The organism is Pseudoalteromonas neustonica, assembly GCF_001653135.1.
GTDB lineage: Bacteria > Pseudomonadota > Gammaproteobacteria > Enterobacterales > Alteromonadaceae > Pseudoalteromonas > Pseudoalteromonas neustonica.
Map to the genome: position 1 here is coordinate 19,001 of NZ_BDDS01000023.1, position 24,434 is coordinate 43,434.

At 37.8% G+C, this 24,434-nt stretch carries 19 protein-coding genes; 10 read left to right on the forward strand and 9 right to left on the reverse strand.

What is annotated here, in order from left to right; translation table 11 throughout:
* Window positions 1–58: 58 nt before the first annotated feature.
* Complete coding sequence (locus A7967_RS19555) at window positions 59–1,099, reverse strand: Leu/Phe/Val dehydrogenase (RefSeq protein ID WP_054205494.1); 1,041 nt, start codon at window positions 1,097–1,099, stop codon at window positions 59–61.
* Window positions 1,100–1,499: 400 nt separating this feature from the next.
* The gene (locus tag A7967_RS19560) at window positions 1,500–3,026 is read right to left on the reverse strand and encodes a fumarate hydratase (protein ID WP_054205495.1); all 1,527 of its coding nucleotides are present in this window, start codon (window positions 3,024–3,026) and stop codon (window positions 1,500–1,502) included.
* Window positions 3,027–3,190: 164 nt separating this feature from the next.
* Here A7967_RS19560 and pabB point away from each other — a divergent pair, with 164 nt between their 5' ends.
* The 3 genes from pabB (at window position 3,191) to A7967_RS19575 (ending at window position 6,610) form a co-directional block, all read left to right on the forward strand.
* A complete protein-coding gene (pabB, locus tag A7967_RS19565) occupies window positions 3,191–4,537 on the forward strand; it encodes an aminodeoxychorismate synthase component I (protein WP_064436005.1) in 1,347 nt (448 codons plus the stop codon).
* Window positions 4,538–4,542: 5 nt separating this feature from the next.
* Window positions 4,543–5,133 (forward strand): NUDIX hydrolase, encoded by a 591-nt coding sequence (locus A7967_RS19570; protein ID WP_054205497.1) that lies wholly within the window; start codon window positions 4,543–4,545, stop codon window positions 5,131–5,133.
* A 100-nt stretch (window positions 5,134–5,233) separates the two neighbouring features.
* A complete protein-coding gene (locus tag A7967_RS19575; protein ID WP_054205498.1) occupies window positions 5,234–6,610 on the forward strand; it encodes an L-serine ammonia-lyase in 1,377 nt (458 codons plus the stop codon).
* Between the two features lie 47 nt (window positions 6,611–6,657).
* On the opposite strand, the gene cysB is transcribed toward A7967_RS19575, so the two are convergent.
* Window positions 6,658–7,635 carry an HTH-type transcriptional regulator CysB gene (cysB, locus tag A7967_RS19580; RefSeq protein ID WP_054205499.1) on the reverse strand — a complete coding sequence of 326 codons (978 nt, stop codon included), beginning with the start codon at window positions 7,633–7,635 and terminating at the stop codon, window positions 6,658–6,660.
* A 322-nt stretch (window positions 7,636–7,957) separates the two neighbouring features.
* Between cysB and A7967_RS19585 the strand changes: the two genes are divergently transcribed.
* The gene (locus tag A7967_RS19585; protein ID WP_054205500.1) at window positions 7,958–8,716 is read left to right on the forward strand and encodes a hypothetical protein; all 759 of its coding nucleotides are present in this window, start codon (window positions 7,958–7,960) and stop codon (window positions 8,714–8,716) included.
* 24 nt (window positions 8,717–8,740) lie between these two features.
* On the opposite strand, the gene A7967_RS19590 is transcribed toward A7967_RS19585, so the two are convergent.
* Window positions 8,741–10,033, reverse strand: coding sequence for an NCS2 family permease (locus tag A7967_RS19590; RefSeq protein WP_054205501.1), 1,293 nt, complete (start codon window positions 10,031–10,033; stop codon window positions 8,741–8,743).
* Window positions 10,034–10,161: 128 nt separating this feature from the next.
* Between A7967_RS19590 and A7967_RS19595 the strand changes: the two genes are divergently transcribed.
* From A7967_RS19595 to A7967_RS19605, 3 genes are all read left to right on the forward strand, one after another.
* Window positions 10,162–10,617, forward strand: a complete 456-nt coding sequence (locus A7967_RS19595) for a tetratricopeptide repeat protein (protein WP_054205530.1) — start codon at window positions 10,162–10,164, stop codon at window positions 10,615–10,617.
* Between the two features lie 204 nt (window positions 10,618–10,821).
* The gene (locus tag A7967_RS19600) at window positions 10,822–11,256 is read left to right on the forward strand and encodes a SulA-like leucine-rich domain-containing protein (protein WP_054205502.1); all 435 of its coding nucleotides are present in this window, start codon (window positions 10,822–10,824) and stop codon (window positions 11,254–11,256) included.
* 39 nt (window positions 11,257–11,295) lie between these two features.
* On the forward strand, window positions 11,296–11,775 hold the full coding sequence (locus tag A7967_RS19605; protein ID WP_054205503.1) for a YchJ family protein: 480 nt from the start codon (window positions 11,296–11,298) through the stop codon (window positions 11,773–11,775).
* Window positions 11,776–11,909: 134 nt separating this feature from the next.
* On the opposite strand, the gene A7967_RS19610 is transcribed toward A7967_RS19605, so the two are convergent.
* On the reverse strand, window positions 11,910–15,185 hold the full coding sequence (locus A7967_RS19610) for a PAS domain-containing hybrid sensor histidine kinase/response regulator (protein ID WP_244507112.1): 3,276 nt from the start codon (window positions 15,183–15,185) through the stop codon (window positions 11,910–11,912).
* A gap of 33 nt (window positions 15,186–15,218) precedes the next feature.
* Window positions 15,219–16,448, reverse strand: coding sequence for an ABC transporter substrate-binding protein (locus A7967_RS19615; protein WP_064436006.1), 1,230 nt, complete (start codon window positions 16,446–16,448; stop codon window positions 15,219–15,221).
* Between the two features lie 206 nt (window positions 16,449–16,654).
* Here A7967_RS19615 and A7967_RS19620 point away from each other — a divergent pair, with 206 nt between their 5' ends.
* The gene (locus A7967_RS19620; protein ID WP_064436007.1) at window positions 16,655–17,056 is read left to right on the forward strand and encodes a YkgJ family cysteine cluster protein; all 402 of its coding nucleotides are present in this window, start codon (window positions 16,655–16,657) and stop codon (window positions 17,054–17,056) included.
* Window positions 17,057–17,173: 117 nt separating this feature from the next.
* On the opposite strand, the gene A7967_RS19625 is transcribed toward A7967_RS19620, so the two are convergent.
* On the reverse strand, window positions 17,174–17,932 hold the full coding sequence (locus A7967_RS19625) for an EAL domain-containing protein (RefSeq protein WP_064436008.1): 759 nt from the start codon (window positions 17,930–17,932) through the stop codon (window positions 17,174–17,176).
* A 387-nt stretch (window positions 17,933–18,319) separates the two neighbouring features.
* On the opposite strand from A7967_RS19625, the gene A7967_RS19630 reads away from it, so the two are divergent.
* Window positions 18,320–19,591 carry an ABC transporter substrate-binding protein gene (locus tag A7967_RS19630; protein WP_054205507.1) on the forward strand — a complete coding sequence of 424 codons (1,272 nt, stop codon included), beginning with the start codon at window positions 18,320–18,322 and terminating at the stop codon, window positions 19,589–19,591.
* A 9-nt stretch (window positions 19,592–19,600) separates the two neighbouring features.
* Window positions 19,601–21,862, forward strand: coding sequence for a response regulator (locus A7967_RS19635; RefSeq protein WP_064436009.1), 2,262 nt, complete (start codon window positions 19,601–19,603; stop codon window positions 21,860–21,862).
* Between the two features lie 343 nt (window positions 21,863–22,205).
* Here A7967_RS19635 and A7967_RS19640 read toward each other — a convergent pair whose 3' ends face one another.
* Both A7967_RS19640 and A7967_RS19645 read right to left on the reverse strand, forming a co-directional pair.
* Window positions 22,206–22,946: a hypothetical protein gene (locus A7967_RS19640; protein ID WP_064436010.1), complete on the reverse strand. Its 741-nt coding sequence runs from the start codon at window positions 22,944–22,946 to the stop codon at window positions 22,206–22,208.
* Between the two features lie 229 nt (window positions 22,947–23,175).
* Window positions 23,176–24,243 carry a porin gene (locus tag A7967_RS19645; RefSeq protein WP_064436011.1) on the reverse strand — a complete coding sequence of 356 codons (1,068 nt, stop codon included), beginning with the start codon at window positions 24,241–24,243 and terminating at the stop codon, window positions 23,176–23,178.
* Between the last annotated feature and the right edge of the window lie 191 nt (window positions 24,244–24,434).

Below are 24,434 nucleotides of genomic sequence, written 5' to 3' on the forward strand. Positions count from 1 at the left end.
CGTGAGGGATTTGTTTAATAAAGTAAAGGCGTGCAGAGCACGCCCAAAGCTCGATTTGTTATAAACCGTTTTTAATAATTTCTTGCGCTAATTCATCCGCAATTAAATGCGTTGATTTTTGCTCTTTTTCACTGCGCGCAAAAATTTCAGTCAAGGTATTAAAAATTCCCTCAACATGTTTATTTGACGCTTCTGCGCTGTAACCTTCAGGTGCTGTTTCATAATAAACATTGATAATACCACCAGCATTTATCACGTAATCTGGCGCGTATAAAATACCTTTTTTACGGATGATCTCACCATGGCGAGATTCAGCTAATTGATTATTTGCACAACCAGCAATAATTGTCGCTTTAATGCGTGCAATTGTCGCATCATTAACTGTTGCACCAAGTGCACACGGTGCGTATACATCCACATCAAGATCATATATCTCATCAATGCTCACTGCTGTTGCAGCAAAATCATTGACTACACGGTCAATGGCGACTTGGTTTATATCAGTTACAAACAATGTTGCACCGGCTTCATGTAAATATTTACATAAACTATAAGCCACAGCACCTAAACCTTGTACCGCCACTTTAATGCCCGTTAAATCTTGATGACCACGTTGATGCTGTAAAGCCGCTTTAATACCTAAAAATGTACCATACGCAGTGAACGGTGATGGGTTACCGCTTTTACCTTCTAGGCCTAATACATAGTTAGTTTCTTTATTCATAATAGCCACATCACCGCAGGTAATGTTTACATCTTCTGCAGAATAATAACTACCATTTAAGCGCTCTAATTGGCGACCAAAAGCACGAAATAATTGTTCTGATTTTATTTCTTTCGCGTTGCCAATAATTACAGACTTTCCACCACCAAACGGTAAGCGTGCTACTGCATTTTTGTAGGTCATACCTTTTGATAAGCGCAGTGCATCAACGACAGCGTCATCGTCACTTGCGTAATCCCACATTCTGCAACCACCTACAGCAGGGCCTAAATTAGTATTATGAACGGCAATAATTGCACGAAGGCCTGATTCTTTATCCGAACAAAAAACCACTTGCTCATGGTTATCAAAATCAACTTGATTAAACACAGCCACTTTATCTTACTCCGAAATTTGTAACCCGTGAGAGGGTATGCGCGCTGAAATTGTCGAGACTCTATCACTTCATATTAGTGCTTGCCACTATATGAGATGATAAACCCAATCTAGATATACCAATACAATAAAAACATTAAATACACCTCACAAATAGCATATTAAATTCAAAAATTAACAGTATATGGAATAATTAATTAACTTATTTAATGTTGAAGCATGAAACTGTTGACGTGAACGTCAACTTAAATATTATTGTAAAGTAAAAATTACAAGGTCAGATCTGGAATAATCGAGGGATTTTAAATAGTTGCGAGAAGTTCGAAAGCTTACATCCAACTGGTCAGATGTGAAGACGGTATTCAAAAGTATTTAAATACCGCCAAATATAACTCAAATATTACTGTAGTTTAGAGTTCAGCTCTTCTATTTTAGCTTTCCAAATTGCTGGACCTTGCGTATGCGCATTAGCGCCTTCACTGTCGACTGCCACTGTTACTGGCATATCTTCAACTTCAAACTCATAGATAGCTTCCATACCTAAATCTTCAAATGCCACAACACGGGCTTTTTTGATTGCTTTAGACACTAAGTAAGCAGCGCCACCTACAGCCATTAAATAAACCGATTTATTATTTTTAATAGACTCTACGGTAGCAGGGCCACGTTCCGCTTTACCAATCATGCCAATAATGCCAGTTTTCTCTAACATCATGTCAGTAAATTTATCCATGCGTGTTGCTGTTGTTGGGCCTGCTGGGCCTACCGCTTCATCGCGTACTGCATCAACAGGGCCAACGTAATAAATAAATTTATTATCAAAATCAACACCTGCAGGTAAACCTTCACCTGAATTGATCATATCCTGCAGGCGCTTATGCGCAGCATCACGGCCAGTCAAAATAGTACCTGATAGCAATACTGTTTCACCCATTTTCCACTCGCGCGTATCTTCTTTAGTCAACGTATTTAAATCAACACGGCGTGTGCCTTCACCTACTTCAAATGTTACTTCAGGCCAATCTTCAAGCTTCGGCGCTTTTAGGTTAGCTGGGCCTGAGCCATCAAGAGTAAAATGTACATGGCGAGTTGCAGCACAATTTGGGATCATAACCACAGGCTTAGAAGCTGCATGGGTTGGTGCTGTTTTAATTTTCACATCAACAACGGTTGTTAAACCACCCAAACCTTGTGCACCGATACCTAGTTTATTGGCACGTTCAAAAATATCTAAACGCATTTTCTCTTCGGTCGTTTCAGCACCACGCTCTATAAGTTCATGAATATCAACCGGATCCATTAACGATTCTTTTGCCAGTACGGCTGCTTTTTCGGCTGTACCGCCAATACCTATACCTAGCATGCCTGGTGGGCACCAACCCGCGCCCATGGTTGGTAAGGTTTTTTCAACCCATTCAGCCACATCATCAGATGGGTTTAACATCACCATTTTGGTTTTATTTTCAGAGCCGCCGCCTTTTGCTGCAACCATCACTTCAATATTACCGCCTGCCACTAGATCAATGTGCACAACTGATGGCGTATTATCTTTTGTGTTTTTACGGCTACCAGCAGGGTCTGCAACAATCGATGCGCGTAACGGGTTATCTGGATTCAAATAAGCACGACGCGTCCCTTCGTCAACCATTTGCTGTACAGTCAAATCTGTTTTATCCCATTTAACATCCATACCTACTTTTACAAAACACGTAATAATGCCGGTGTCTTGACACAGTGGACGCTTACCTTCTGCCGACATACGCGAATTAATAAGTATTTGTGCAATCGCATCTTTAGCCGCTTTACTTTGCTCTTTGTGATAAGCTTTTTCAAGCGCTTGAACAAAGTCAAGTGGATGATAAAACGAAATATATTGCAAAGCATCTTCAATGCTATCAATAAAATCTTGCTGACGAATAGTACTCATAGGGGTTCCTTAAATTACCGTTACGTGTAAACACGCAACCTTGGTCAAACCGGTGACGGTGGTTTGTATAGCGCATAGGCGACGTCACGAAACGCTGCCAAAAAATTATAACTTATGATACCCTCCCAGCCCGTTTCGAGCCAGTTTTACAGGGTAAAAAATAGATGATAAACCAACAAAAAACCTGCATTCAATTAGACATTTCGCTCAACTCCATAGAGCTTTTCACCTATTTTGCTCATTTACCCTACGCAATACTATTAGATTCGGCCAATAGCCATCATGTGAACAGTCGCTATGATATTATAGCTATCGCACCAAAAATACGCTTAGAGGTTAAAAATAACCTCACTTATATTGATGGCCAAGTAACGTCTCAAGACAGCTTTGCTATTATGCAGCAAGAGCTTAATAAATTAGATAGCAGCAAAATTCAACCCGCCTTACCTTTTAGCGGTGGTTGGCTTGGCTATTTTGGTTATGACTTTGGCCGAGTTATTGAACAAGTTCCTGAGCAAGCCATTAACGATATTCATATGCCACAGCTTAGCCTTGGACTCTACCCAGATGCGCTTATTTACGACAAACAACGCAACAGCTGGTTTTATGTCGCCCAGCCTGATACCGACAGGCTTGCTCTGTATTTAACGCCTTTAAATGATGTACCAACACAACAGCAAGCATTTAAAATAACCCGTGACTGGTTATCTAATATGAGCCGAGATCAATACGGCGCTAAATTTTCAAAAATTCAAGCTTATTTAAAAAGTGGCGATTGCTATCAAATAAATCTTGCTCAACGTTTCGAAGCGCAATACCAAGGATCACCATGGGAAGCTTACTGCCTATTAAGAGAAGCCAATAAAGCGCCGTTTTCAAGTTTTATCAATCACCCTGATGGCGCTATTTTATCTATTTCCCCAGAACGTTTTATTGCCATCACTGACGGGCACATAGAAACCAAACCAATCAAGGGCACGCTACCACGCTGCCTTGATGAAGTAACAGATGTTCAACAAGCAACGCGCTTACAAAAATCATCCAAAGACCGCGCTGAAAATGTCATGATAGTTGACTTGCTGCGCAACGATTTAGGCAAGGTCGCAAAGCCTGGCACAGTGCAGGTACCCTCTCTATTTGCTATTGAAAGTTTCCCCGCAGTGCATCACTTAGTCAGTACAGTCACTGCGCAATTAGCTGATGATAAAACAGCCGTTGATCAACTTCATGCGGCATTTCCCGGAGGTTCAATCACTGGGGCTCCCAAAATTCGAGCGATGGAAATTATTGAAGAACTAGAACCACATCGTCGCAGTATTTACTGTGGTTCAATTGGTTATTTAAGCGCCTGTGGCAATATGGATACCAGTATCACTATTCGTACTTTAGTATGTCATAAACAACATATTTATTGTTGGGCTGGCGGCGGAATTGTCGCTGATTCTCACGTTGATTTGGAATACCAAGAAACTTACGATAAAGTAAATAAAATTCTACCTTTATTGAAGTAACCTGTGTGAATAGTCAACAGCTTATGGCGCGTTTTCAGCTAAGCGCGCCTATTAATGAGCATGCGCAGCAAATTCAGAGTATACGCTCTAAACGTCCACAACGGGCTAGTGCAGTCATGTTGCCATTAATTGATATAGACAACAGCGCACATATATTATTATGCAAGCGCCCTACTTTTTTAAATCATCACCCGGGTGAAATTTGCTTACCTGGCGGTAAACATGAATTAACCGATACAAACTTACGCCATACCGCACTGCGGGAGCTAAATGAAGAGCTTAATATTGCCCCATCGAATGTGACTATCGTTGGTCAATTAGCAGATTACTCCACCCTCACAGGTTTCACGATTACGCCCTATGTAGGCCTGTTAGCACCCAATACATTTTGGCAAGCTGATAAAAATGAAGTCGCTGCAAGTTTTTTGCTGCAAGTTAGTGCACTCGCTAATGTAAATAATTGGCATCCTATAAATTTTGAGCGTTTTGGTAAGATAATCACTTTACAAGGATTTTCAACCCCTTATGGATTACTATGGGGCGCAACTGCAAGCATTATAAAAAACTTTACAAAACAGCTCGCCATACCAGTTTAAAACTCTGTTGCAAATGGTTACAAGGGTATAATTACGCGTTATTATGTGCGACCGTTCAAAGGCAGCAATCGTGCTGAGTAAAAAGTAGAGTAAAGTAATTATGATCAGTGCATTTGATATGTTTAGTATTGGCATCGGCCCGTCATCATCTCACACCGTCGGCCCAATGCGCGCATCGCGTTTATTTGTTAACGAACTACAAGAACAAAACTTATTAACCGATGTCACCAGCGTTAAAGTCGAGCTGTATGGCTCATTAGGACAAACAGGTATTGGTCATGGTTCAGGTAAAGCCGTTATTCTAGGTCTTGCGGGTTATGACCCAGAAACGATCGATGCCGATTTAGTCGATGATATTCTCACTAAAATCGAAAATGAACAAGTCATCCACTTAAATCAAGTACATCAAGCCAAATTCCCGAAACAAGGTGCAATCGTATTTCATCGTCGTAAAACCTTACCAAAGCATTCAAATGCAATGGAAATTATTGCATTTAAAGGAAGCGATAAACTCCACAGTAAAGTTTATTATTCAATCGGCGGTGGCTTTATTGTCACCGATGAAGAGTTTGATAACGAAAAACAAGCTGCACTTGATATTCGCGAAGAAAATCCTGCACCTTTTCCATTTGGCAGCGCTAAAGAATTACTCGAAATGTGTAAAGACTCCGGGTATAGCGTATCAAGCTTAATGATGAAAAATGAAAAAACACTTCGCACTGAAGATGCCATAAAAGATGAATTATTCAATATTTGGCAAGTAATGAAAGCGTGTATTGAACGCGGCATGCGTACTGAAGGTATATTACCGGGTGGTTTAAAAGTAAAGCGCCGCGCACCTAGTCTGTATTTAAAACTCAATATTGAAGTCAGTAATGATCCACTTCGCGCGATGGATTGGGTTGATTTATTTGCCTTAGCCGTCAATGAAGAAAACGCCGCAGGTGGTCGTGTAGTAACCGCTCCTACTAACGGGGCAGCGGGTATATTACCTGCGGTATTAATGTACTACCATACATTTATTAAAGAGGTGGATCGCGATATCGCGACTCGCTACTTGTTGACTGCTGCTGCTATTGGCATACTTTATAAAAAGAATGCATCAATTTCAGGTGCTGAAGTTGGCTGTCAGGGCGAAGTAGGCGTTGCCTGTTCAATGGCCGCAGGTGCACTTACTGAAATTGTTGGTGGTAATGTATTACAAGTTGAAAATGCGGCTGAAATTGGCATGGAACATAACTTAGGTTTAACCTGCGATCCTGTAGGTGGGCTTGTTCAAGTGCCATGTATTGAACGTAATGCAATGGGCGCAATTAAAGCGATTAATGCCTCCCGTTTAGCAATCCGCGGCAGTGGCGAACAAAAAGTATCATTGGATAAGGTTATTAAAACGATGCTTGATACTGGTAACGACATGAAAACAAAATACAAAGAAACTGCACGTGGTGGCTTAGCTGTCAATATTATCGAGTGTTAAGTTTTACGTATTAAAAAAGCCGCTTTTGCGGCTTTTTTAATACTTCATCACTTAACAGGTAAATCTATACCTTCAAACAATTTGTCTACATCATCTTGATTTCGTAATAAGCTCGCCCGTTCAACACGCTCTTTTGTTAAGTGAGGTGCAAAGCGCTCTATAAAATCATACATATAACTGCGTAAAAAACTGCCTTTTCTGAAGCCTATTTTAGTCGTACTGGCTTCAAATAAATGACTCGCATCAATACACACCAAATCAGTATCTGAGACTTGATCTATTGCCATTGATGCAACTACACCGACCCCTAGCCCAAGGCGCACATAAGTTTTAATCACATCGGCATCCGTTGCTGTAAAAACAATATGAGGGTCAAGCCCTTGCGCATTAAATGCTTTATCAAGCTCTGAACGCCCAGTAAAACCAAATACATACGTAATTAATGGGTACTTTGCAATATCAGCTACGGTAAGTGAATCTGCTTTTTTAGCTAGCGGGTGATCTTTTGCAACTACAATACTGCGATTCCAGTGGTAACACGGTAACATCACTAAATCTGAATATAAATGCAATGCTTCAGTTGCGATTGCAAAATCCGCATCCCCTCTAGCTGCAGCGTCAGAAATCTGCTGCGGCGTTCCTTGATGCATATGCAACGATACTGCAGGGTACTTCTTCATAAAGCCTTGAATAACACTAGGCAGCGCATAACGTGCTTGCGTATGCGTTGTAGCAATATTCAGCTTACCTTGATCTGGCAATGTGTGCTCATTTGCGACCGCTTTAATTCCTTCGACTTTAGAAAGAATCTCGCGTGAAATATTAATAATTTCAGTCCCAGCACTGGTCACATGAGTTAAATGTTTGCCACTTCGTCCAAAAATTTGCACGCCGAGTTCATCCTCCAACATACGAACTTGTTTAGAGATGCCTGGTTGTGAGGTAAATAAACTTTCAGCTGTTGCTGATACATTAAGCTTATGGTTTTGAACTTCGACGATGTATCTGAGTTGTTGTAATTTCATGGCTGCATTTTTAGTGTTGTTATACTGCTTATTTATAAATGTTACACCGCTTCAAGCCAAGCTTTATTTCTTCTTAAAGAAAATAAATACAGCCACAGGTACATTTATAAGACTAATGCATCAAGGCTAGCATAATCCTACGCCTTGAGGTAGCCATCATTTGACTGGTATTCAAATTGGAAAATATTATGAACGTGCAATTAATAGTAATAAATAACCACAATGCTAATTTTATTTTGTATAAGCTGCGCAAAACTACCCAGTTAGCATATATTTAATGTAAGATAAAAATTATTAGTTTGAGAAACCAGAGACCAAAACCATGATCGTTTCTATTATTATTATGTTAATTGTTGCGCTGATCGTCATTGCCCTTTGGGTTAGTGCTGTACAACAACATAAAGAGAAACAAGAGACTGAGCGTCGTAAAGACCTTACAAAACAAAAAAAGATCATCGAAGAGTCTGAAGATGTGCTTCTTAATAGCGCCAATATCCCCATGTCAGATCACATTTTATATGTTATTCAGCGTCGTATTTATGACGCGCTATCTTCAATGGTACAATTATCCCCCACTTCAAAAGAACTAAAAAACCGCCTAAAAGAATCAAAAGAACGTCTAGCAAACAAGCCTGAAGGGACAAACGGTGAGAACTTAGCGTTACCGGATAACGACAAGCAACTCATTGCATTGATCCAAGGTATAAAAAAATTAAGAGTGATACTACGTTCTGAACATGGAAAAGGGAAAGTAGATAGCCAAGTATTCGTTGCCGAAGACAAACGCCTAGAAAAACTCCAACTAAAAATAAATATAGAAAGTCAAATAAAGCGAGGTTTATCAGCACGTTCAGCTAATATGGTCGGCTCAGCTAGGCAATACTTTGAAAAAGCTTATGCGACTATTTCTGCAATTTCCTACACCGATGAGTATGTAACAACCAAACGGGCTGAGCTGGAAGGTTACCTGGAAACAATTAGTACTGAACTTAAAGCTTCAAATGCAACGGCATTAAAAAAGAAAAACGAAGAAGAACAAGACGACTTAGATATTTTATTTGCACCGAAGAAAAAGTGGTGATCACTTTTTCTTCGTTTTATCTTATTAGGACAAAAATGCAAATTTAATAACAAACATCGCTGTAAGTATCCATACACTGATACTAACTTCATCACGTTTACCACATAATACTTTAACAGCCGTATAAGAAATAAAACCAAGTGCAATCCCATGCGCGATTGAAAACGTTAAAGGTGTCATTAACAGCACTACACTGACCGGAATGGCATCTGTCATATCATCCCAATTTACAAACTTTAAATTTTGCAGCATTAAAACTGCAACATATAAAATTGCACCAGCGGTAGCATAAGCAGGGACCATTTTCGCAAGCGGTGCAAAAAACATCATCAATAAAAAACACAGCCCGACCACAACAGCGGTTAAACCAGTACGCCCTCCAACAGACACACCCGCCACCGATTCTATATATGACGTTGTCGTAGATGTGCCAAGTACTGAGCCTGCAATTGTTGCCGTACTATCAGCACTTAATGCTCGTCCTAAGCGAGGCATATTGCCTTTTTCATCGGCTAAACCTGCTTTTTGAGTTACAGCAACTAAAGTACCTGAGGTATCAAATAAATCAACAAACAAAAAAGCAAAAATAACACTGAGCATAGAAAGCTCAAACGCAGCAGCAAAATCCAATTGCATAAATGTAGGAGCAAGTGAAGGCGGCATAGAAATTACGCCTTGGTATTGCACTAAGCCTAAACTCAGAGAAATCAATGTCACTAATAAAATACTGATCAATACACCACTTTTGAAATCACGAAATAATAACGCCGCGATGACAAAAAAGCTTAAAATTGCAAGTAATGGACCCGCAGAAGTTATATCTCCAAGCTGAACTAACGTGGCTGGACTCGCAACAATAATTCCAGCATTCTTTAACGCAATAAGCGCTAAAAAAGCACCAATGCCTGTCGCTATAGCTTGTTTAAGAACAAGCGGAATCGCGTTAATTATCCACTCCCTCACTTTAAATAAACTTAAAAGCAAAAAAATGCAGCCCGATATAAACACGGCACCTAACGCAGCCTGCCAAGTATGGCCCATACCAAGCACCACACCATACGTAAAAAACGCATTCAATCCCATACCTGGCGCTAACGCTAATGGATAATTAGCCCAAAAGCCCATAATAAAGCAACCAATTGCAGCTGCGATACAAGTAGCAACAAAAGCCGCACCTTGATCCATACCGGCCTCAGCTAACATAGCCGGATTAACAAAAACAATATAAACCATGGTGATAAAGGTCGTTAAACCAGCAATACATTCACGGCGCACAGTCGAATTGTGCGCGCTAATTTTAAATAACGCATCAAGCATAATAATAATTCATTTTCACAGGGGAATAATTTCGTAATTTTATCACAGATTAAAAGAATAATAGGACAAATCACCCGGTCTTAGACTAAACTTACGTAGTGTATAAAAAAAATAACATGCGTGGCATTATGACTGATACATCTCCAATTGGCCTTGATCTTGAACAACAACTTGAAAACGTGTTGTCATTTATAACTCAACCAACAACAGTTGAGAATAAAGACCCCACACCTGAAACATCGGACAAAACAGTAACGAAAGCACTTTACTATTTAAAAAATGAACAAGTCCCTCTGGCCGCTAAATGGATGCGCCTAGCTGCGATGGCAGGCAATCACAAGGCACAGTTTTATCTGGGCTTATTTTTTATTAAAGGCCAAGGCGTACCCAGTAGCATTTTTCATGGTGCGGTATGGTTAACTTTAGCCAGCAGCCAAGGCTATGAACCTGCAACGATCACATTAGCAGACTTACGTAAACACATAACAACACGTCGCTTTAAAGATGCACAATGTTATGCAGCATCATTGTATGAACAAATTCATCAACAACAGTTTTCTCACCTAATCCCATCACAATCCTAGCCAAAGGAATTAAACGATTTTTTAATTTACTAAAAAATAAATATTTGAAATTTAAAAGATTTAAACTTTTCACTTCCGCATTTGATCTATTAAAAAAAATTAAAGGCAGTAATCGTATAAAAAATTGGCAAAAAACGCTTGCACACAAACACTGTATAAACTACTGTACACACATACTGTATAAACAACCAGTGAGTAGAACCTATGTTACAGCCAATTACTGTTAGAACCGTTAAAAGCTATCAACAAGATAACCTAAGCTCGTCAGTAAATTTAATTCAAATTGAGGATGAGATATCAGCTACTTTTGAACTACTAAAGGTTCTACATCATTATAATAATAAAAATGCATGGACATTATTAATAGCACCAGATCATGTACCAAGTAAAGCTCTGCTGGATTCATGCTCAATTGATACAAGTAAGCTCTTAGTAATAAGACAAAAGCATCTTGTGAATTTAGAATATGTTTTAAATTCTGCATTACATAATGGTAATTTTGCAGCGGTGATAACATGGACTGATATCGTAAAAGATAATCAAATTAGTAATCTCTCACTAAAATTAGACCAAGCTAGCGCAAAGCTATATTGCTTTACTAAGACACAAAACATGACAGAGATAGCATTAGCTCAATAAACTGCTAAAATGCCGTTTTTGAATAAACATATTTGAACTATGACTACACATACTGACAAAACTTGCTTGTGTGGGAGCCTTCAAAGCTACCAAGACTGCTGTGAAAAATTACACTTAGGAACAATACAAGCAACTAGCCCAGAACAGCTAATGCGCTCTCGCTTTGTTGCATATGCCCTAAAAAACGCAAAATATGTTTACCAAACTTATGCACAAGAAAAACAAGCCGAAAACCCTGTAATAGAAATTGCTGACTTTGCTAATAGTTGTCGCTTTATATCATTAAGCGTCATTAGTACTGACCATAACGAAGAAACAGGCTATGTTGAATTTTGCGCTAGTTATTTTTATCAAAATTTGTATTGTCAGTTACATGAAAAATCACAATTTATCAAAGAAAATAAGCTGTGGCGCTATTTAGATGGCGAAATTTTCCCTGTTACTGATATAAAAGTAAATCGTAATGATGAGTGCCCATGTGGTAGCAATAAAAAATATAAAAAGTGCCATAGCGTGTGATCTGACTCTATAAACTTAGCGCTAAATAACTAAATTGCATATAAATAAATCAACATTTAAATACAGAATGTATTCTAAACGAGGGCGTTCAAAAATCAGCTCAAGCACTGCTTGTATGTTAGCTTACCTTATTTTCATTTTAAGGAATGGGGTAACCATAAAAGCAGTTTTTCGAGTAAGTTATCTTGCATAATGGGTTTGGGCACATAATCATCCATCCCAGCTTCAATGCACTTTCTTTTATCACCTACCATGGCATTTGCTGTCATCGCGATTATTGGAACTTTTGCGTATATTTCTCCACACTTTAGTTCTCTAATTTGCCGCGTAGCCTCGTAACCATCCATTACTGGCATCTGACAATCCATAATCACTGCGGTATATTGTTCAAATCGCTGGGCGTTTTTTAGATAACTAATCACTTCTTCGCCATTTGCTGCTACATCTATTTGATGTAATCCTAGTTTGTTCAACATACTTATTGCAACAATCTGATTAACTTGATTATCTTCAGCAAGTAAAATTCGAATTGAAGGTTCCCATATTATATTTTCCACAGCGCCATTGCTGCGCAGTGTTTTTGTGAATTGTTGTGACAACTGGCTCGTTCTATCAGAGTAAGCTCCGCTGCCTACCGTGCTCACAAATACCGCAAATAAATCAGATGTTATTGCTGGCTTTTTAAAGCTACCTGAAAAACCCATTTTTTCAAAGTATGCATCATCGCCCTTATCATTTATTGTCGTCATAACAATCAATTGAATACTTTTGTGACTCTCATTAGCAAGCAACCCTTTTGCTAATTCAATACCATTCATACCCGGCATATCCATATCTAGAAAACCAATATCAAAAGTACGCTTATTTTTTTCATAGAAGGTATTTGCGACCGTGAATGCATCAGCTGAAGACATCGCCACCTTAACATTCGCCCCCCAATGTTTAAGCTGTGAGCTTAATACATTAAGGTGCGTGCAATTATCATCAACTACCAGTATATTTAATTTGCTGATATCCACATTAGGTATTATGGGCTGTGCCTTATCAGATTTTGAAAGTTGTACATAAAAACTAAAACAACTACCTTTTCCATCATCGCTTTCAACACTCACATCCCCATTCATAAGCACACATAATTTTTTAACGATCGCTAAGCCGAGCCCTGTACCACCAAATTTTCGCGTTGTTGATGCATCAACCTGTGAAAATGATTTGAATAACTTACTTTGCTGATCCTGCGTTATGCCTATGCCAGTATCTTTAATATTGCACCTGAGTTGCCAGTTTTCTATATCCACTTCACTTAGTATGACCTCAACTAATACCTCCCCTGAAGAAGTAAATTTAACTGCATTACTGACTAAGTTAGTTAATATTTGTCGTAACCGCCCTGGATCACCTTGAACACACGAAACATTTACCTGAGTCATATCTAAAATAAATTCAAGACCTTTATCATGTGCGGGCACCGCCGCAGACTGAGCAAACTCACCTAACATATCTCGAATATCAAACTCTAATATCTCTAGTTCAAGTTTTCCTGCATCAACCTTAGAAAAGTCTAAAATATCATTTATCAAAGTCAGTAAAGAATTCGCGCTACTGGAAGCAACCTTTACTTTATAATATTGATCTTCATTCAGCTTTGAGTGTTTCAATAAGTTTAACATGCCGAGTACACCATTCATCGGTGTTCGTATTTCATGGCTCATTGCTGCTAAAAACTCACTCTTTGTCACATTAGCCAACTCAGCCTGCCCTTTAGCTTCAACAAGTTCTTTTTCAGCTTCTACTTTTTCAGTAATGTCTTGCTGTATTCCAACAAATGCACTAAGTACACCTTCATTGCTAAATACGGGAGATATTTGTAAGTCATTCCAAAATGGTTTATTTTCTTTTGTATAATTTAAAATCTCTACACGATGAATTTTTTTAGCTTGCAGCGCCTCTTTGATTTCTTTAATCGTTTCAGCACAAGTGTCGACTCCTTGGAGAAATCGACAACTTTGTCCTAAAATTTCATCACCATAGCCCGTGATCCGAGAAAACGCACTGTTAATGAATACAAGCGGTGAGCCCTCTAAAGTTGCATCGGCTATGCAAATTCCCACATTGCATGATTCGATCGCATTCGCTAATAAATCATTTTGCTCTTTTGCAGCCTTTAATGCCTCTTGCCCAGTCTTTTGTTCTGTTATGTCAGTAAGTGAACCCGCCATACGAATAGCGTTGTTTTTATCGTTCTTTAACGCAATGCCTTTAAGCCTAAAGTGTCTTATTTCACGTGTTTTTGTGTACAATTTCAACTCAATGTCACATGGTTGATTATTCTCTAAATGCAAAGTAAAAACATCTAACACCCTGCTCTTATCTAATTCATGTATTTTTTGTTTAAAACTTTTTAGTTTATTTGGAAACCCTTCGATATCATGATGTTGATAGCCTAATAGTTCTCGAAAGCGGGGGGAGTAATAAACCGTTTTATTGGCTATATCCCAATCCCAAATTCCGTCTGTAGTGCCACTGATTGATAACTTATACCGCTCTTCACTTTCGGCTAAGACTTGCTGCGATCGCTCCAAGCGTTTAAATGGATTAAGTAAAAGTTGCTTACCAAATATCAATAAAATTGCAAAGGATAATATGAGGCTAACAATCACAGCTAAAAAAATATCTCGCGTAAAGCCTGATACTTTTTCTTCTAAAACGCTTGTGCTGATTAAATATTCTAATTGAATCCCGGTGTCACCTATGTATTGCTTATTAATGCTCAAATATTCTTTATTAGCATCTAAGTTCGAGTATAAAACCAATGGTCCCTGCAAGGTTAAACCATAAGCATTACTCTCAATTGCTGAAGATAAAAGCTCCTCTAAGCTTGTGCTAAACTCGACCAATAAGACCCCTTCAGTAAAGTCACTGTATTTAACTGACACTGCAATTTTAAAGAAATTTTCGTTGTTGCGCGTTGACAATATAATCGCTTGATCTGCTTTTTCATCAAGTATTTTTTGAACCCAGCTATTTTCGTCCTCAGTTTCCGTTATATCTATCGCGGGAAAGTTTTCATAAATAGGCACTCTTAATATATTAATAAGCTTTATTGATTCTGTATTGCCCAATATTTTGTAGTCATTCAAAAAATCAGCCACGGATGCTTGAGATAGATCTGTCCCCATTACACTGTTTGATAAAATCGGATGGCGAGATAAATCCTGTAGTATTTGCTGGCGGGTATCTAAAAACTGCCGTAGATAACTAACTGCTAACTCTGACTCAACTTGATTGGCTTTGCTATACAGCTTATTGACTGAATCTTCAGCTCTGCTTCCAACTAAGTAAGTACTAACTAAAATAGACAGTAATAAACTAGTAATTAAAAAAGCATAAAATGATTTATTTGATGACATAGTCATTATTTTTTTTATAGCCACCAGCATACTTTATAGTTCACGCTGTGGGGTAATGATGTGTATTTGTCCGGTGTTATTAAATTGCGCCATACAGATATCTTCTGCACCGAGTGCTTCGTGCGCATCAGGATTGTCCTCGCTCCATATTGAATAAGGCCTCTGATAAACTTTCATTAATCCTGTAATGGGTTTATCTAACTCTTCCAGCTTCTTTCTGACTCTATCTCTTACGGTATTTACCTGTGCAACCAAATCAACATCATTCATCGCTGCTATCAATATTTTGCCTATATCGTAGCCATGTACAAAGCCTGCGGGCGCTAATAAATGCTTTTTTTGTTTAAATTCATCAGGGAATAACTTTGCAGCTATGTCTAACACCTGCTGTGTATGTAGGTCCAAATCGGGTCGATTTAAATCAAAGCAACTTTGTAAAAAATATAACGGTAACCCATTATTTAATTCACCACTGACTGAGTTAAAAAAATCACCGCCTGTGATACCCCAGTGGCTTACTATCGGCTTTTGTTTTTCTTTTGGTAGATTTGCCATTGCCTTAACGAAATACTTTCCTTCAACAGCATTGCCAACGAACAGCACACAGTCGCTTTTTGATTGCTCAATTTCTTTTAGTAAAATGCTGGCCTGAGATAATTTTACATTCCAATTAAACCAATAAACGTTATTAGGTATCGCACTGCCCAAGGCATTCGTCATGGTTTTATGATTAGATATCCCCCATGGTGTATTTTCTAAAAGTAAATCAACTGAGTTACACTTTAATATTTGCGTTGCGTACTCTACCATTTTCATGCCAGCTTTAGTGTCATCTAGTGATAATCTAAATACCCAATTTTTAACGTCTGGATAGCGAGTAATTGGCCCTCCCGCAGCCCACGGTACAAGTAGCAACAACCCATTTTCATTAATAAAATCTCTATATTTTATATATGGTGGGGAATGTAAGCCTCCAAGAATAGCAAGACCTTTAGGGTCGTTTAAAAAACGTTTCATCGTCAAAAAGCTACGGTTACTATTCCCACGATTATCTTTTTCTAAAAAATTAATTTGATAGCCGTTAACTGTATTGCCAACTTCATTAAGTGCTGTCATAAAACCCATCTGCATAGCAACTGCGGATGGGTTGTGGGTGGAATAGTCTGAATCATGATAGATATTAAACACGCCAAGTTTTTCAATATGATCTTGCGCAAAAGCACTACAATTAAAAACAAAAAACAACCAAAAAACAAGCCTCATAAGTGACCTTTAATTTCCATTTATCGAGAATAAAATTGATACTTTAGGTTAATATAACCAAACCCTGCATTAACAATATACCAAAGTATCAAAATCGCCAGTCCTTGCTACAACCTAAGCTGGAGCTAGTCAAGTGATTCAGTAATGCTAAATAAAGACTATCAATGCTAATATGTGTATTTGTATAGCCTGATAATCAGTGAACTATGAAAGACTGTAACCAATGCGGTAAATGTTGTATGAAATACGGCGGTGGGGATTTGTGTGCGACAAAAGAAGAAATCGATCTTTGGGAAATATTTAATCCTGATATTTTTGAGTTCGTCAAAGGTGACGAAATATGGTTTGATCCTAAATCAGGCGAAAAATTATCAAAATGCCCTTTCCTTGAGGTTGAACCAAAAAAAAATGCAACTGCACCTAACAAGTACACCTGCAGCATTTATTTAGATAGGCCTGAAGATTGCCGCCATTACCCTAGCCTCATTGCTGAAATGGTAAGAGATGAATGTGAAATGATTGAAATTGTCGATTTAGAAAACTATAAAAAAGCGCAAAAAAAACTAGACCTATTAATGCAAGATAGCCGCCCTGCTGGCTACTCGTAAGTGAATGATGTTAATTCATTGTACCAATAATGGCATGCCCTTGTAATAAACTATAACATCAGGAGCTGCCTGCACAGTCATTAAACCTTGGTATAAAAAATCGATTCGACCTAAAACTTAACTAAAACTCACTGAAGGTAAACTTTCAAAGCCGGGTTTTGCAAAGAAATACCCTTGCATTAATTCCACCCCAGCATTACTTAGCCATTGATACTCCTCAATCGTTTCGATCCCCTCCGCCAAAACTAAAATATTCAATTCAGTTAACATATTTAAGCAATGCCTAACAACAATTTGCCGCTTGTGGTCTTTATCTATACCCCTGATCAACCCCATGTCTAACTTAACAATATCAGTTTGAAAATCTGCTAATAAATTAATACCCGAATACCCAGCACCAAAATCATCGGTTGCTGTTTTAAACCCAAGTGATTGATAGTATTCAACCACACGTTTTACATGATTAGTATCTTCAATTTTTTCAACTTCCGTAAATTCGAACATGATGTTCTGAGTAGGGAAATTATGTTTTTTAGCGGCTTCAAGGGTCGTTCTTATACAACGCTCAGGTTTGTAAATTGCATTTGGTAAAAAATTGATGCTCAACATGCCATCAAGTTTAAGTTTAGCGGCAAGTGCGATTGCTTTCACTCTACAAAGCTGATCAAATAAATAACGGTTATCGTCATTAACTTTAGAAATAATAGAATAAGCTGACTCATTATTTAAACCACGAGCAAGCGCTTCATAACCAAAAATTCGCTTAGTTTTACAGTTAACAATAGGCTGAAAAGCCATTGTAAAATCAAAGTCTAAATCGTTAATATCACTACAATTATTGCAACATTCCCTATTGCAATCTATTGATTCACTCATCTATAAGCCCTATTATATCTGTCTTGCTTGGATACCTAGAAGATTAGCTGTCATAATGAGTCTATGCAATGAATTGTATATAAATTAACTAAATATACCCAAGTCACCTCAAGATGTGAGCTTCAGTTGGAATTAAAAGGGATCGCCATTATTGCGAAGTAACGCCTTGATATTAAGCCCCTGTAAAACGCTGAATCCTGCATCTTGAGGTCACTTGGGTATATACGTAAACGTCATGCTATTAAAGTCCACTGCATTGTTTGTTTAGTCAATAACTCTCAAAGTCCATATAAAACAACCTCATTTCATATGGTTATTACTATTAAATTATCTCATTAATATCTAATGTTAACTATACTTAAAAAAACATAACTACTGAGCGAAAACATGACTAAACAAAAAATTACTCGCCGGCACTTTCTTAACACGCTGACCGTTGGTGCAGCAACAACCGCACTTGCTTTTAAAGCCCCTTATGTTTTTGCTAAAAAGCCTATAACTCTGCGCGTAATGGGCACACATGTCACCTTGCAAGAAGAGTTACGCCTAAAAGCCATGCAGGAACTGGGGATAAATCTTGAATTTACACCAAAAGGCAGTGCTGCGGTTTTACAAAAAGCTGCCGCGGATCCATCTTCTTTCGATTTATATGAGCAGTGGTCAGACTCTATCAATATTTTATGGCAAGCTGGGGCAATACAGCCTTTAGAGATTGATAGATTAAAGTACTGGAATGAAATTAATTCTTTGACTAAAACAGGGAAATTAACCCCTGACGCAAACATAGGCGCAGGTGATGCACCTAATAAAATTCTCTTTGTCCAAAGTGATGGCAGCCTAGGCACAACGCCCACATCAAAAATCAGTTTTATGCCTTATGTGCATAATGTAGATTCTTTTGGCTATAACACTAACTTTATAGCCCAAGGAGTCCCCTATCAAACTGAATCATGGGGGTGGTTATTAGACGATAAAAATAAAGGGCGTGTTGCACTTGTTAATGCACCAACTATAGGTATTTTTGATGCCGCGCTAGCCGCACAAGCACAAGGCTTAATGACCTTCAAAAATATAGGCAATATGACAATAGCCGAAATAGATACCCTGTTTAAAATACTTATCAGCAAAAAACAGTCCGGACATTTCGCAGGGTTTTGGACCTCAGTACCACAATCTGTTGATTATATGGTAGATAAACGAGTGCACCTTCAAAGCATGTTTTCGCCCGGTGTAAGTGCTTGTAGAAGCAAAGGGCTACCAATTGTGTATGCATCTCCTAAAGAGGGGTATAGGGCATGGCACGGCGTTATGTGCCTATCAGCAAATACAACGGGGCATGTTAAAGATGCCGCTTACGATTATATGAATTGGTGGCTTTCAGGCTGGCCTGGTGCGTTTATAGCTAGGCAAGGTTATTACATCTCTAACCCTGAACGAAGTAAAGAGTTAATGAGTAAGCCTGAATGGGATTACTGGTACCAAGGAAAAGAAGCTACATCAGACTTATTAGGCACTGATGGTAAAGTCTCAGTTAAACAAGGTCAATTGCGTGATGGCGGCAGTTACGAAAAACGTTTCTCGAATATTGCAGTATGGAATACCGTTATGGATAACTATGACTATAGCCTTGATAAATGGTATGAACTACTTAATGCATAAGGGATATTCATGCTATCAAAATTGACTAACTCTATCGCGGCTAAAGTACTTTCAGTTTTAGCTTTATTTATTATAATTCAGTTAGTTGTATATATTGTTATCACAAAACGTATCGCAATTGTCGATAAGTCTGTTGACGAAATATTTAATCTTACCAACCTTTCAATCAACGTTTTTGAGATCAACAAAGACATTTTAGAAATACAACGCGATACATCCGTTTTTGGTAGTTCTGGTAACCAAGTTATCTTCGATAAAATCGAAAAAAATTACGCCATCATTAAACAACGACTTGCAAGTACACAGCTACAAGTCGAAAATGAAAAAATCACCTCTTTGCTATCATCAATGCAGGCATTAGTCGTACACTTTGGAAAAAGTTTAGATGTTGTTAATCTGCGCTACAATGAAAAAGCAACGTTGATCGATCAAGACCTACCAGCGATTTATGAATTAGCAATCAATACACTAACTCAAGTTATGGCTGAAAGTACAACAACACAAAGTAAATTACTCGTCGCTAATTTAACCAACGCATGGCATACGCTTAATAGAAATGCGTTTCTTTTTTTGAATAACAGGGAATATCAGAAACGCCAAGAAGTGGTAAAAAATCTCAAAAATATTGATCTCTTATTAGTGCAATTAAAGACAACCACATTGCAAAACCAGCAGGTATTAACGCAGATCAGCGAGCTTAAAGTACAATTTAGTAAAACCTTCACTAAAAGTATTCAAGCAAACCGTAACTATCTCACATTAGTAAATGTTGTAATTGCTGGAGACACAATGGAGTTTAGCGCTTTAGCTGCGCAATTAAGGGAAGAGTCAATAAATCTATTAAGGGAGATTAAAAATACCAGCGAATCAAGTATCACTCAAGCTGAGAGTATAATTAAAGGATCATTGTTTTTGTCTATTGTACTGTTTCTTATTTTTGCTCTATTTTTTCACTTACACATCATAAGAGCAATAAAAGGACTAACAAACGATTTTAAAAGCTTACTTCAGGGCGACTTATCGATCAATATATCAGAAACACACCGTAATGATGAAATTGGCGTATTAGCTGAAGCGGCCAACCAATTTAGGGTATTAAACGAAAACTTGCTGTTAGCAAAAAAAGAAGCCGAAGAAACATCACGCATAAAGTCTGAGTTTTTAGCAAACATGAGTCATGAAATACGCACCCCAATGAATGGCATATTGGGCATGGTACGGTTACTTGAAAACACAGAATTAATGCCTGAACAACAAAAAATGCTTAATTTAGTCAACTCCTCCAGTAAAAGTTTACTCGTTATTTTAAATGACATACTTGATCTGAGTAAAATTGATTCTGGTAATATCAAGCTAGAAAAAAGCACTTTTCAATTAAGTTCAATATTAAATGAACTAGAGCAAATGTTTAACCCGCTTGTACATTCAAAGCAAATTAAGCTGCTTATACCAAAATCTATTGATAACTCCTTCGACTTTCTTAATGGCGATGAAACGCGCTTAAAACAAGTTTTAATCAATTTACTTAGTAATGCCGTTAAATTTACTGAATCTGGATATGTTAGCTTAGCAATTGAACTAAAAAGCAAAAGCACATCAAGTGTTAACCTCATTTTTAGCATTTCTGATACCGGTATAGGTATTGCGCCTGACAATATCAGTTCATTATTTGATGCTTTTTCACAAGCTGACTCTTCCATAACCCGTCGCTTTGGTGGAACCGGGCTTGGCCTGACAATCTCAAACAAGCTCCTGAGCTTGATGGGCAGCACTTTAGAGGTCAATAGTGAAATCAATAAAGGGTCTACTTTTTATTTTAATATTACGTGTGACCTCGCATCAAAAGCAGAGCCTTTTAAGAAAAGTGACACTAATATTAAGCTAAATTTTGATCCAGATAATATTACGATTCTGATTGTTGAAGATAGTCCTATAAATCAAATTGTACTAAAGGGCTTGCTGGCTGAGTTAAACATTAAAAATATAGAAACCGCTGAGAATGGTGAAATAGCACTCAACAACTGTAAAACTAACCACTACGATATAGTCTTGATGGATATGCAAATGCCCGTAATGGATGGCATCACAGCTACACATCTTATTCGCTTACTTGCTGCATACACACACACACCTATAATAGCTATCACAGCCAATGTTATGGAAGAAGATCGTCAACGTTGCTTTGATGCAGGCATGAACGACTTCTTAAGTAAGCCTATTATATTCAAAAATTTAGTGAGTATATTAAACAAGTATCACAGGGCCTGTTGACCTTTGTGGATTGAAACTTATTCAATCTAGGGGCGGTTTAATCGCGGCACGAGGTTTGTAACCGAATGGGCTCGATAACTGCTCCTGCGTTATTCTACTGGCTCACATCCATGTGAGAATAAGTAAAAACGAGGCAAAGCTTGTGTGTCCTGATCACGCCCCTTGCCTACATTCATGTAGGTATCCTCGAGGCAGAACTAAAAGGGCAGCCCATGTTTGGCATTTATACTGCGTTATCGCCTATTTATGGGGAACAGATCACACACTAGGCGCTGCCTTGCTTAAATACCAAATAGACTGCTGTAAAATCAATCACAAAAGGTCAACACGCCCTAATAATGAATTAAAAGGTGAATTTAATATCCTTTATTTCTCTTACTTGATAGGCGCTAATAAAACTTGAGTCTGCAAGTTCTTTTGATATTGTGCCTTCTCTGTATCTATTTACGACAACATCTACCTCACAGTTTTTGTAACTGTTTTGCGCATTCGCATCTAAAATGTCTTTTTCACTTAAATTAAAGTCAAAGCTGGCAACATTTGCAATTGTGGTACTTGCAGATCCTGTAAACGTGCCGCCATTTGAATCATCACACCCGTAGTTTAAAACAAGCTCTGTTTTACTGGCCGGATCTAAACCATCTAATTGAACAGTTACACGTTGATTGTACTTAATTGATATACCATTACTCGGTGCTAGGATGATAAAATTAAGTGGTAACTCAACCTCAGACTCCGCATTTTTCTCATCTTTTCTAACCAAATCGATACTAAATTTTGTATTCCCTTGCGTTATATCAAACTTCCCTTCGTAATCAATATCTAATAAGTCGGTGTCTTCTGTAAGCGTAATGCGTTTACCTGCGGCTTCAGCATATAACTTATCACCATTTGACAAGCGGATATTAGACCCAAATGAGTTACCTGTATTTAGCTCCGCGTTTATTTTAGTGCGCTCACCATCAGAGCTAATTCGATACTCAGCCTGAATTGCCTTTGTTTTTAAAAGATCAGATTCAGTTTCGCTTGTACAACCACTTACTAACAACCCTAAAAAAATTAAACTTACATTAAATTTCATCATTATAAATATACCAACAGTTAACAATTTTGCAGAGTTTACATTTAAACTTACCTTTAACAAGAACAAAAAAGTAAAAAAGTGTAATAATTATGTTTAAGATCAATTTTCATAATTAAACCAATAAAAAAGGATTAAAGAAACCCGTGAGCTTTATCGTTTTTATTAATTTTATGAACAAAAATCACCACTTATTTAAGCGGTGACTTGCCATTTTAAATTATTAAGAATATTAAAAGTCAAACCTATAACCTATTAAAATTTTATCTTCAGCTTCATAGACCTTTTCAGCTTCATCTCCCCATATACTATATTCAATATAAAAACTCCCCGCTTTATGATTATATATCACATCAAAGATGGCTTGATTTGTATCGACTGTTAAACCACTAACAGAGTCCATTGCTACATCGGCATACGTTGCTTGAAGCTGAAAATCCCCTAATTTATAACCCGAATATACTTCTATCACTTTTTCGTTAACAATTTCACCCGTTGCTTTTAAACCAGCGTAAAAACGAACATCACTGGAGTCCTGATAGCGGGCAGCTAGGCTCAACGACCCACGGTTGTAAGCAACTTGAACTGCATCTACTTTATTATCTCCTACCATACCTGTTAGGTCATAACGCGATGCTGAAACAGTGAAATCGCCTATAATATATTTAGCTGCTAAATTGTAACCAACGATACTTTCATCTTTATCACCTGCAAGGTTTGCCTTTACGTCACCATTATTAGTAACCACCATGAGTGCTGCTTGAAAGCCATTCATATCAGGTGTCATGTACGTAACAGCACGATCAGGGCGCAAATATTCGATATAATGCCCATTTCCAGCGGCATCTACGGCCCACAAACCATAGCGATGAGTATGACAAATAACGCCTGTTGATTCGTTTGTGCATCCTGCTGATTCGTCAATATCTGCAAAAACATCAATGGCATTATCTGTAAAATTCCAATGCGGTGAATATTGCTTACCTATTAAAATAGAACCAAACTTACCTTCTAAACCCACGTTAGCAAGACGAGCCCGTGTATCATTTCCAGCAAATGAACCATCATCTGTAAACAGCCTAAATTCAAAGTTGTACGTAGCCTTTATACCATCCATAATTTCAGCGCTACCAAACGCACCTAAACGAGAATAATTGTCTTTATATTCTACATTGCCTTTATTAGTGTCTTGTATTTGTACACGAATACTACCGTACCAATTAAATAGGTCACTATTTGCCTTTGCTACTGCGGGTGTTACAAGTGTTGCTACTAATAGAAGTTGTGTTACTAATTTCATAATATTTCCCCAGTGTTAGAATTATTTTCCAAACAAGACTTAGTCAAGCTGGTTTCAACCATTCATTTTTATTATTAATTACGTTGATTATAATAAGAACAACAAGACAAATAGTGAAATCAATAAATTTAATAAATTAATAAGTAATCCTTATTAATAAAACCAGAAATATAATATATTAGATTCAATTA